Annotated in this window: 12 protein-coding genes; 7 read left to right on the forward strand and 5 right to left on the reverse strand. The window is 70.6% G+C overall.

Annotation, left to right across the window (positions count from 1 at the left end; genetic code table 11):
- The 4 genes from H0X00_RS16965 to H0X00_RS16975 form a co-directional block, all read left to right on the forward strand.
- Positions 1 to 611: sortase (locus tag H0X00_RS16965; RefSeq protein ID WP_293773154.1), on the forward strand; the 611-nt coding region annotated here is incomplete at its 5' end.
- 274 nt (positions 612 to 885) lie between these two features.
- A complete protein-coding gene (locus H0X00_RS23920) occupies positions 886 to 1,455 on the forward strand; it encodes a class F sortase (RefSeq protein WP_367186672.1) in 570 nt (189 codons plus the stop codon).
- 8 nt (positions 1,456 to 1,463) lie between these two features.
- Positions 1,464 to 2,156: a hypothetical protein gene (locus H0X00_RS16970; RefSeq protein WP_293773156.1), complete on the forward strand. Its 693-nt coding sequence runs from the start codon at positions 1,464 to 1,466 to the stop codon at positions 2,154 to 2,156.
- A gap of 48 nt (positions 2,157 to 2,204) precedes the next feature.
- Positions 2,205 to 2,840, forward strand: coding sequence for a class F sortase (locus H0X00_RS16975; RefSeq protein WP_293773159.1), 636 nt, complete (start codon positions 2,205 to 2,207; stop codon positions 2,838 to 2,840).
- Positions 2,841 to 2,853: 13 nt separating this feature from the next.
- Here the strand turns inward: H0X00_RS16975 and H0X00_RS16980 are convergent, their stop codons facing one another.
- The gene (locus H0X00_RS16980; RefSeq protein ID WP_293773161.1) at positions 2,854 to 4,032 is read right to left on the reverse strand and encodes a serine hydrolase; all 1,179 of its coding nucleotides are present in this window, start codon (positions 4,030 to 4,032) and stop codon (positions 2,854 to 2,856) included.
- Complete coding sequence (locus tag H0X00_RS16985) at positions 4,007 to 4,522, reverse strand: lysyl oxidase family protein (protein ID WP_293773181.1); 516 nt, start codon at positions 4,520 to 4,522, stop codon at positions 4,007 to 4,009. Before H0X00_RS16985 ends, H0X00_RS16980 begins: the two co-directional genes overlap by 26 nt.
- Positions 4,523 to 4,803: 281 nt before the next feature.
- Between H0X00_RS16985 and H0X00_RS16990 the strand changes: the two genes are divergently transcribed.
- The 3 genes from H0X00_RS16990 to H0X00_RS17000 are packed head-to-tail and all read left to right on the forward strand — an operon-like array spanning position 4,804 to position 7,827.
- Positions 4,804 to 7,083, forward strand: coding sequence for an ATP-binding protein (locus tag H0X00_RS16990; RefSeq protein ID WP_293773164.1), 2,280 nt, complete (start codon positions 4,804 to 4,806; stop codon positions 7,081 to 7,083).
- Positions 7,080 to 7,448, forward strand: coding sequence for a response regulator (locus H0X00_RS16995; protein WP_293773168.1), 369 nt, complete (start codon positions 7,080 to 7,082; stop codon positions 7,446 to 7,448). Before H0X00_RS16990 ends, H0X00_RS16995 begins: the two co-directional genes overlap by 4 nt.
- 1 nt (position 7,449) lies before the next feature.
- Positions 7,450 to 7,827 (forward strand): response regulator, encoded by a 378-nt coding sequence (locus tag H0X00_RS17000; protein ID WP_293773170.1) that lies wholly within the window; start codon positions 7,450 to 7,452, stop codon positions 7,825 to 7,827.
- 12 nt (positions 7,828 to 7,839) lie between these two features.
- On the opposite strand, the gene H0X00_RS17005 is transcribed toward H0X00_RS17000, so the two are convergent.
- The 3 genes from H0X00_RS17005 to H0X00_RS17015 form a co-directional block, all read right to left on the reverse strand.
- Positions 7,840 to 9,090, reverse strand: coding sequence for a GTP-binding protein (locus H0X00_RS17005; protein ID WP_293773173.1), 1,251 nt, complete (start codon positions 9,088 to 9,090; stop codon positions 7,840 to 7,842).
- Positions 9,091 to 10,014, reverse strand: a complete 924-nt coding sequence (gene cysD / locus H0X00_RS17010) for a sulfate adenylyltransferase subunit CysD (protein ID WP_293773176.1) — start codon at positions 10,012 to 10,014, stop codon at positions 9,091 to 9,093.
- Positions 10,015 to 10,057: 43 nt separating this feature from the next.
- Positions 10,058 to 10,762 (reverse strand): 3'(2'),5'-bisphosphate nucleotidase CysQ (locus tag H0X00_RS17015; protein ID WP_293773179.1); only part of this gene is annotated, 705 nt, incomplete at its 5' end.

Below are 10,762 nucleotides of genomic sequence, written 5' to 3' on the forward strand. Positions count from 1 at the left end.
TCGCCGTGGTGTCCGGCCTGATTCTCGGACTCGTCGCCGGCTGTGGCGCCGAGTCCGAACCGGCCGATGAGGTGCGCGCGGAGTCGCCGGCTCTCTCCTCCAGCCAGGGCGCAGCGCAGCCCGAGGTCCAACCCGAGGTCAAGGGCGTGGTCCCACCGCAGGCGCTGGCCGAGGCGGCGCGGCCGGTCCGCGTGCAGATGCCGCGCCTCGAGATCGACGCCGCACTCGACCCGCTGCATCTCGACGCCAAGCGGGTGCTGGTGCCGCCGGCGTACGGTCGGGCCGGCTGGTACCAGGCGGGCCCGGAGCCGGGCGAGGCCGGCCGGTCCGTGATCGCCGGTCACGTCGACTCCAAGACCGGTCCCGACGTGTTCGCCGCACTGGCCCGGGCCCGGAAGGGCGACCGGATCGTGGTCAAGCTCGCCGACGGCTCCATGGTCCGGTTCGTCGTAGACCGGGTGGAGACCCACCCGCAGGACGAATTCCCCACCGCGCAGGTCTACGGCGGCCAGAAGCGGCGGCCCGAGCTCCGGATGATCACCTGCACGGGTGCGTACGTCGGCGGCCGCTACCAGGACAACCTGATCGTCTTCGCGACGTTGGCTTCCTGATCCGGCGTCAGGCGATGCCGAGCTGGGCGTAGACGGTGCCCTCGATCAGCAGCGAGGTGTTCACGACGCCGGCGTCGAAGAACGGCAGGACCTGGGTCAGGGTCATGCCGCCGACCCCGGTCGAGCGGTCGATCCAGTAGTAGAGGTTGAAGATCCCGGCCCAGTCGCCGGTGCCGGCCCGGCGCGCGCCGGGGACGTCCTCCAGGACCAGGTGGAAGCCCAGTCCCCAACTCTCCGGCGCCCGGGGCTGGACGGTGCGCCGCTACCGCGCCGGGTGCGGATCCCCCGGCTCGGTATCGACGCGACCCTGCAACCGCTGCACCTCGGACCGAACGGCGAACTCGTCCCGCCGGACTACGGCAAGGCGGGTTGGTACAAGGCGGGCCCCGAGCCCGGCGAGCCCGGCGAGCCCGGCCGTGCAGTTGTCGCCGGCCACGTCGACTCCAAAACCGGACCCGACGTATTCGCCGCCCTGCGCAACGCCCGGCCCGGGGACCGGATCCGCGTTCGGCTGGCCGACGGGTCGACAGTGACGTTCGTCGTATCGGCGGTGGAGACCCACCCGCGGAGCCGCTTCCCGACCAGTCGCGGTCTACGGCGCGGACGGGCCGGCCGAGCTCCGGCTGATCACCTGTACGGGCCGCTACGACTCCGCCCGCGGGGGTTACCAGGACAACGTCGTGGTTTTCGCCCGCCTCGCGCGCTGACCCCAGGCGGATTGCCGCCGGACGCTCGATACCCCATTATCGGGGAACATTCGGGACTAACTGCGCACTTCGGCGTGTCGGCATGCGCTCCCGGCCGCTCAGCCCACCCCACCGGATCTCTGCCGGTTCGGTTTTAGGAGACACCATGACCTCGTCCCACCCGGCCATCGCAGCTCGCGCGGCCGCCGTCACGGGCGCGCTCGCCCTCGCGGTTCTCGCCCTGCCCGGCACCGCGCAGGCGGACCCCGGCACCATCAAGGTGCACGCGCAAGGGACGCCGTTCGAGGAGAACGCGAACGACCCCAAGCCGGGCTGCGCCTTCTACATCGCGGCCTTCGGGGTGACCGCCGGCGAGACGTACCGGGTCACTTTCGAGCCCCAGGGCGGCGGGAACGTCGCCGGGGAGCCCACCACCGCGAGTGACACCTACACAGCGACCCAGAACATCAGCAAGAACGGGAAGAAGGGCGCCGGTCGCAGCCGCCTGTTCAACACCGACCCGGCCAACCTCGAGCTCGAGACCGGCAAGTACAAGGTCACCGCGGCGAACGTCAACGACCCGGGGGACAGTAAGACCAAGGTCTTCGACGTCGAGTGCGCGTCCGATGCCGGTGGCGGTGGCGGTGGCGCCGGCGGTGGCGACGAGGACGGCGGCGACGTCGGTGGCGTCGGGAAACCCGCTAACGAGGACGGCGGCGCACCCGGCATCGGCGGTGTCGAGACCGGTGGCGGTGGCGCCACGGGCGGCGACGGCGGGGCCATGCCGTTGCTGATGCTCACTGGCGCGGGAGTGGCCGCGGTGGCGCTGGGAGCCAAGCGGTTCCGGAAGTCCGGCTGACCTGAGCCCGCAGTGACCGGCACGAGCGCAACGCCGACCCGACGTCTGATGCGCCGGGCGTCGGTCGGTGTTGCGCTGGCCGCGCTCATCGGGTCCGTCGCGGTGGGGTTCGCCTCGTCGACGTCAGTCGACGCGGCCCCGGCGGCCAGCACCTCGCCCGCCCTTCCCCTGGCACCGCCGGTCTTCGAGAGCGCAACTCTCAAGCCGTCGCGCAGCTCGCCGCTGTCGGTGGCCCCTCGGCCGCTGAGGGTTCGCATCCCGGCCCTGCGCATCGATGCTGCTCTGGACCCCCTGCAGCTGGACGCCGATGACGTCCTGGTTCCTCCCCCTTACGGCCGGGCGGGCTGGTACGAGGCCGGCCCGGAACCGGGAGAGCGAGGCCGCGCCGTCATCGCGGGGCACGTGGACTCCGCGACGGGACTGGACGTTTTCAGCGCGCTGGGCCGGGCCCGCGCCGGGGACCGCATCGTCATCGGAGCGGCGGGCGGGTCCACGCTGACTTTCGTCGTCGACTCGGTCGGCGTGTACCCGCGGTCAGCCTTCCCCACTGATCGGGTGTACGGCGGCCCGAAGCGGCGGGCCGAGATCCGCCTCATCACCTGCGGCGGCCGCTACGACCGCACGCAGGGCGGTTACCAGTCCAACGTGATCGTCTTCGGTCACCTGACCCGCCGGAGCCGGTAACTCCGGTCCTGGCTCAGGCGATGCCGAGCTGGGCGTAGACGGTGCCCTCGATCATCAGCGAGGTGTTCACGACGCCGGCGTCGAAGAACGGCAGGACCTGGGTCAGGATCATGCCGCCGACACCGCTGGAGCGGTCGATCCAGTAGTAGAGGTTGAAGATCCCGGCCCAGTCGCCGGTTCCGGCCCGGCGCGCGCCGGGGACGTCTTCAAGCACCAGGTGGAAGCCCAGGCCCCAGCTCTCCGCGAAGGGGAAAGGCGGGACGTCGTTCAGCAACTCCGGGACGGTGGACACGATGCCCTCGGTCGGCATCGGCACGCCGCCCAGCTGGTCGCTGAAGGCGAGCGCGACGCTCTCCTCCGTGAGGATGCGGGCGCCGTCGAGCTCACCGCCGCGGAGCATGGCGCGGATGAAGCGGGCGTAGGCGTCCGCCGTGCCGTACAGGCCATGTCCGCCGGAGAACCACTCCGGCTCGGCCGCGAGCTCCAGCGGGGTCTCCACCAGGCCGCCGTCCGGGGTGCGGGCGTAGACCGGCATCAGCCGGTCGCGCTGCTCGGCGGTGGGGGCGAAGGTGACGTCGGTCATCCCGAGCGGGCCGAGGATGTTCTCGGCGAAGTAGGCGTCCAGCGACTGGCCGCTGACATGCTCGACGAGCAGGCCGAGCCAGTCGGTGTTGGTGCCGTAGTCCCAGATGATGCCGGGGTCGCGGGCCAGCGGGACCTCGGTCAGCGCCGCCTTCTCCCCCGACAGGACGTCGACGGTCCCGGTCACCGCGTGGAACTTGGCCACCTCGGGGTTGGTGAAGAAGTACGTCAGCCCGGAGGAGTGCGTGAGCAGCTCGCGGACCAGCGGCGAACGCGCCGGCGGGCGGAGGATCGGGGTGTCGCCGTCGAAGCCGTCGAGCACCTGCAGCTTGCCGAACTCCGGGAAAATTGTGGCGACCTCGTCGTCGAGCGACATCCGGCCCTGCTCCACCAGCTGCAGCGCGGCGACGCTGGCGAGCGCCTTGGTGCAGGACGCGTAGCGGAACATCGTCGAGGCGTCCACCGGGTTCCCGCCGGCGCGCAGGGTTCCGGCGGTGCCGGAGTACAGCATTCCGTCGCGGTCGGTGATCACCACCGCCAGGCCGGGGACGGCCCCCTCGGCGACGGCGACGGCGAGAATGGCGTCAAGGGAACCGGCGTCGAGAGGCATGACGCGTAGTCAACCTCGCGCGGCGGCTCGGCGCCAGACCTGCGCCGCGCACCGTCGCCGCCCCGGGCGAGCGGGCCGAGCTCGGCGGGTCGTCGTGCCCGGCGTGATCTTCCGGCTCGGAGGCGACCGCGGTGGTCTCGGTCGCCTCGACCGGACGAGCACCCCGGCGCAGGATCTTGATCGACGCGACCCCCTTGTCCCGGCGGAACCGGAGGTCGACGAAGACGTCGTTGTTGTCCTCGCGCTGCTCGAAGAACACCCCGTCGGGGTTGGCCGTGCCGAGCAGCCGGTAATCGCCCGCGGGCAGGCCGGTCATGCACACGTACTGACCCAGCAGCGTCCAGGAGTACTTGTCGCCCCATCCCACGGACAGGCCCATCCGCAGCGTCTTTGAGCTCCGTTCCCCGCACCCTTCGCGGGGGAAGTCCGCGCGGGCCGGCTGCTTGGGACGCGGCGCGCGTCGCTCGTTGTCGTAGATGCAGAAGCCGATCTTCTGCCCGCGCCGGGGACGCGACGGCGTCCGGCGCGTAGCCGAACAGCAGTGCTGAGGCCACGGCGACTGCGAAGGGTCGACTCAACCGCGTCATGCACCGCTCCAAGGTTCGGGGGCGGCCGCTGACTGGTGGACGGTGAACATCCCGACGCCGACTCTTGTACTCGTTCCCTCGCCGAGCGAGGATAAATCCACCACCGAGCCGGTTTGTCCTCGGCCGTCGGCGTGAGCGGCCGTGCACCATTCAGATGTCGCGCTCGCCTGCCGATAAGTCAGGCGTGACCACCGCGTCGGGTGACCTGCGCGACCGCGGGCCCTTCACCAAGGACGGCTTGCTGCCCCGCATCGTCCCGTATGCGGTCGTCGGCGCCGTCGCGGTGTTCGTGGCGGCCTTCAGCGTCACCTCGGACAACGTCGCGTTGTTCGTCGTCGCCGCCGTCTCGTTCCTGCTCCTTGCCCTGGCCGCGTTCCTGCTCCCCTGGGACGGCCTGCCGCGGTGGACGCAGACGCTCGTGCCGCTCGCCTACCTGCCCGTGGTGGGCCTTCTGCGCGAGGCCACCCAGGGGCCGACGTCGCCGCTCACAACACTCGTCCTGCTCCCCCTGCTGCTGTTGGCCATGCACGGCAACCGCCGGGAGGTCGTGCTCTGCCTCGTCGGGATGGGCGCCGTCCTGGCCGCGCCGTCCCTGTGGGACGACGCCTCCGGTTACCAGTTCGTCGAGCTGCACCGCGCCGCCATGGTCACGGCCATCTCCGCCTTCATCGGGATGAGCGTGATCGCGCTGGTCAGCGGTCTGCGGGAGAGCGCGCACCGCCTCGCCAAGTCGGAGGAGCGGGCCCGCGAGGTGCGTGACCAGTTCGCCGGTCTGCTCGAGGCTGCGACCCAGTTCTCCATCATCGCCACCGACGCCGCCGGCGCGATCACGGTCTTCAACGAAGGCGCCAGCCGGCTGCTGGCCTACCAGCCGGAGGACGTGCTCGGGCGGACGCCCACCTTCCTCCACGATCCACAGGAGTTGGCCGAGCGGGCGCGGGAGCTCGACGTGCCCGCCGGCTTCGAGGTTCTCGTCGCAGCGGCGCGCGTCGGCGAGGCGGACGTGCGTGACTGGACCTACCTCCGGAGCACCGGCGAACGGATCACGGTCTCACTGACCGTGTCTGCAATCCGGGCGGCGGACTCCGTCCCGATCGGCTTCATCGCCATCGCCTCCGACGTCACCGACCAGCGCCGCAACGAGTTGCTGGTCCGGGAACAGGCACAGCGCGCCAGTTTGATCAACGACCTCACCCACGCGATCCGCGAGGACCTGGATCCGGCCTCCGTCCAGCGCCGGGCGGTGACCGCGCTGGGTGAGTGTCTGGACGCCGACCGGGTCCTGGTGCGCCTGGCCGATGAGGACAACCCCGTCGGCATGATCGCCGAGTCCTGGGTCCGCGGCGGCCTGCCGCCGATCCCCATCGATGCGCAACCGCCGGTCGGGATCGTGCGGCTGTCCCGCAACATCCCCGGTGGCGACTCGGCCCTGGTGATCTTCGATGCCGAGGACGACGCGCGGCTCCGCCCGGCGGAGGCCGCCGAAATGGCCGAACTGTGGGACGGCTACGGGCTAAGCGGGTACCTGGGCGCGCCGATGTGGGTCGGCTCCCGGCTCCTGGGGTGGCTCGCGGTGCACACCACCCGGCCGCGTGCCTGGACCGGCAACGAGGTGGCGATCGTGCGCGCGCTCGCCCGCACCGTCGGCGCCGCGCTGCTGCAGGCGCAGACCTATCAGCACGAGCTCGAGATCAGCCGTCGGCTACGGGAGCTCGACGAGGTCAAGTCGGACTTCGTCTCGTCGGTCTCCCACGAGCTGCGCACGCCGTTGACGAGCATCATCGGCTACCTCGCGATGTTGGTCGAAGGTGACGGCGGCGCGCTCAACGACGACCAACTGCAGCTCGCCGAAGTGGTGGAGCGCAACTCCCGCCGCCTGCTCGCCCTGATCGAGGATCTCCTGACGCTCTCGCGCATCGAGTCGGGCAGCACCCGGCCGCTGACGGCCCCCGTCGACCTCGCGACCGTCGTGAACGACGTGCACCGGGCAGTGCTCCCGATCCTCGGCGCGCGCCAACTCGACGTCCTGGTCGAGGTCCCGGAGGACCTGGGTTCGGTGCTCGGTGACGGCGGTCAGCTGGAACGGGTGCTGTTCAACCTGGTGACCAACGCCGTGAAGTTCACCCCTGAGGGTGGACGCGTGGCCGTCCGCGGTTCGGCGGCAGAGAGCTGGGCCCGGCTCAGCATCTCCGATTCCGGGATCGGCATTCCGGAGGACGAGCAGGCCCAGCTGTTCACCCGGTTCTTCCGCGCGTCGTCAGCTCGGGAGTACGCGATCTCCGGGACCGGGCTGGGCCTGGTGATCGTGAAGTCGATCGTCGAGAACCACGGCGGAACGATCTCGGTCTCCTCCGCCGTCGGCGTGGGCACGACTGTCACCGTGGACCTGCCCCTGCTAGCGGCCGAGCCGGCCGAGCCGGCCGAGCCGGCCGAGCCGGCCGCCGAGGCGGTGGGCGCGGCATGACCACGACGCCGGCGGTTCTGATCGTCGAGGACGACACGGACGTACGCGAGCTGCTCCGCCGCCGCTTCTCCCGCTCGGGTTATCACGCTGTCGCGGTGGCCTCCGGCGAGGCCGGTCTGGCCGCCCTCGAGTGGAGCCGGCCGTGCCTTGCCGTCGTCGACATCGGGCTGCCGGGGATGAGCGGGTGGGAGTTCATCGCGCGATTCCGGGAGCGCACCGCAGGCGCGGTCCCGGTGTGCGTCGTCTCGGCTCTCGATCCGCCGACCGACGTCGCGCGGCCGAACCTGGAGGGTTACGTCACGAAGCCGGTCGGATCCCGCGACATCCAGCACATGTTGAACATCATCGACAGCGGAGGAAGCTGACATGGCACGTCTTCTGGTCGTCGAGGACGACCCCGACATCCTCGCGCTCGTCACCGCTCGGTGCCGCGCCGCCGGACACAAGGTGCTCTCGGCGACGTCGGGACAGCAGGCCCTGGACGCACTCGGGGAGACGCCGCCCGACGTGGCCATCCTCGACGTCGGGCTCCCGATGATGACCGGCTTCGAGCTGCTCGCCGAACTCCGCAAGCGCGAGGGCATGGATTCCGTGCCGGCGATCTTCCTCAGCGCCCGGGTCCAGCAGGAGAGCATCGACGCCGGCCGGGCGCTCGGCGCCACCTACCTGACGAAGCCCTTCATTGCCTCGGCGCTGCTCACTGCCATCGACCAGGCCCTGCCCGTCGCGGACGGCAGCTGGTAGCGCGGCCTGCCCTCAGCTCGAGTCGGTGATCATCCCGGCGCCGACCGTCACATTGGTGGTCTCGTCGACCAGGATGAACCCACCGGTGTCGCGGTTCTTGCCGTAGTCGTCGATGAACAGCGGCTGCGTCGTGCGCAGCCGGACCCGGCCGATGTCGTTCAGGCCCAGCTCGCCGGTCGAGTCGTCGCGGTGCAGGGTGTTGATGTCCAGCCGGTACTGCAGATCCTTCACCAAGGCCCGAGCGGTGCGGGTGGTGTGCTTGATCACCAGCTTCATGCCGGGGCGCAACGGCGTGTTGGTCATCCAGCAGACCATCGCATCGATGTCCTGGGTGGCATTCGGCATGTTGTTCGGGCGGCAGATCATGTCGCCGCGGCTGATGTCGAGGTTGTCCTTGAGCCGGACCACCACCGACATCGGCGAGTACGCCTCCTCGCACGGACCGTCCAGGGCGTCGATCGCCTCGACCGTGGTGGAGAAACCGCTCGGCAGCACGGTGACGGTGTCGCCCGGCTTGAGTACGCCACCGGCCATCGTCCCGGCGTAACCGCGGTAGTCGTGGTGCTCCTTGGTGTGCGGGCGGATCACGTACTGCACCGGGAACCGGACGTCGATCAGGTTGCGGTCGGAGGCGACGTGCACGTTCTCCAGGTGGTGCAGCAGCGAGGACCCGGCGTACCAGGGTGAGGCCGCCGAACGCTCGACGATGTTGTCGCCGTTGAGCGCCGAGATCGGGATCGTCATCAGGTCGCGGATGCGCAGCCGCGCGGCGAATCCGGTGAACTCGGCGTGGATGCGGTCGTAGACGTCCTGGTCCCAGTCGACCAGGTCCATCTTGTTGACCGCGACCACGACGTGCGGCACCTGCAACAGCGAGGCGAGGAAGGCGTGCCGGCGGGACTGCTCGACCAGGCCGTGGCGCGCGTCGACCAGGATGATCGCGAGGTCGGCGGTGGAGGCGCCGGTGACCATGTTCCGGGTGTACTGAATGTGCCCCGGGGTGTCGGCGATGATGAACTTCCGCTTCGGGGTGGCGAAGTAGCGGTAGGCGACATCGATGGTGATGCCCTGCTCCCGCTCGGCGCGCAGGCCGTCGGTGAGCAGCGCCAGGTCGGTGTACTCCCGACCCTTGTCGCGGCTGACCTTCTCGACGTGCTCGAGCTGATCCTCGAAGATCGACTTGGTGTCGTAGAGCAGGCGCCCGATCAGCGTGGACTTGCCGTCGTCGACCGAACCGGCGGTGGCGAACCGAAGCAGGTCCATTTAGAAGTAGCCCTCCTTCTTGCGGTCTTCCATCGCGGCCTCGGTCGCCCGGTCGTCGCCGCGGGTGGCACCGCGTTCGGTCTGCCGGGTGGCGCCGACCTCGTCGATGATCGCCTGCACGTCGCGGGCGTCCGAGCGGACGGCCGCGGTCAGGGTCGCGTCACCGACGGTGCGGTAGCGGACCGTGGCGGTGAAGGTGGTCTCCCCCTCGCGCGGCCGGCAGAACTCGTTGTTGGCCATCAGCATGCCGTCGCGGTCGAACACCTCGCGCTCGTGCGCGTAGTAGATCGGCGGCAGCGCCACGTTCTCCTCGGCGATGTAGTGCCAGATGTCGAGCTCGGTCCAGTTCGAGAGCGGGAAGACGCGAATGCTCTCCCCGGCGTGGATGCGGCCGTTGTAGAGGCTCCACAGTTCCGGCCGCTGGTTCTTCGGGTCCCACTGGCCGAACTCGTCCCGGAAGGAGAAGATCCGTTCCTTCGCCCGCGCGCGTTCCTCGTCCCGCCGCGCACCGCCGAACAGCGCGGTGAACTTGTGCTTCTCGCAGGCCTCCAGTAGCACCGGGGTCTGAATCCGGTTGCGCGAGCCGTTGGGCTCCTCGCGGACGAAGCCGCGCTCGATCGCCTCCGGCACCGAGGCGATGATCAGCTGGACTCCGAACCGGGCGACCTCGGCGTCGCGGAACTCCAGCACCTCGGGGAAGTTGTGCCCGGTGTCGATGTGCATGACCGGGAACGGGATCCGCGCCGGGGCGAAGGCCTTGGCCGCCACGTGCAGCATCACCGCGGAGTCCTTGCCACCGGAGAAGAGCAGGCAGGGCCGCTCCATCTCCGCGGCGATCTCGCGGATGATGTGCACCGCCTCGGACTCCAGCACACGCAGTTGGCTGAGCTGGTAGTCGTGCGGAGCCTTTGTCTTCTCGCTCATGGGGGAATTCTCCCGTGTCCGGCTCTCGGGTCGCGCCCCCGGGTCACTCAACCGGTCCAGACGCGGCGGCGATGGCGGCCAGCAGCGGCGCGCCCAGCTCGGCCCGGGCGATCACCAGATCGGGCAGCAGCGGGTCGGGCCGGTTGTAGCGCAACGGGGACCCGTCGAGGCGGGAGGTGTGCACACCGGCGGCCCGGGCGACCGCCACAGGTGCTGCGGAGTCCCACTCGTACTGCCCGCCGCCGTGGATGTAGGCGTCCACCTCGCCGAGCACCACCGCGGTGACCTTGTAGCCCGCCGACCCCATCGGGACCAGCTCGGCGTTCAGCGCCTCCGCGACGGCCACAGCCACCGCCGGCGGCCGGGTCCGGCTGACGGCGATCCGAAGCGGTCCGTCGGCCGGCTCCGGCACGGTGAGCCCGGCTGAGCCGAGCACCAGCCCACGGCCGGGCAACGCCACGGCCCCCACTGTCAGATCGCCCTCCGGTCCGGCCGCGCGCTCCCAGAGCGCGACGTGCACGGCCCAGTCGTGCCGACCCTCGCCGAACTCGCGGGTGCCGTCGAGCGGGTCGATGATCCAGACGCGGTCGGCCCCGAGCCGGATCGGGTTGTCCCTGGCCTCCTCCGAGAGCACAGCGTCATCCGGCCGGGCGACGGTCAGACGCTCGGCGAGCAGCTCCTGCGCGGCGGCGTCGCCGGCCTTGCGCAGCGCCGCCTCGTCGCCGGTCCAATCCGTGCGCAGCTGCGC

This window comes from Sporichthya sp. (assembly GCF_013815995.1).
Lineage (GTDB): Bacteria > Actinomycetota > Actinomycetes > Sporichthyales > Sporichthyaceae > Sporichthya.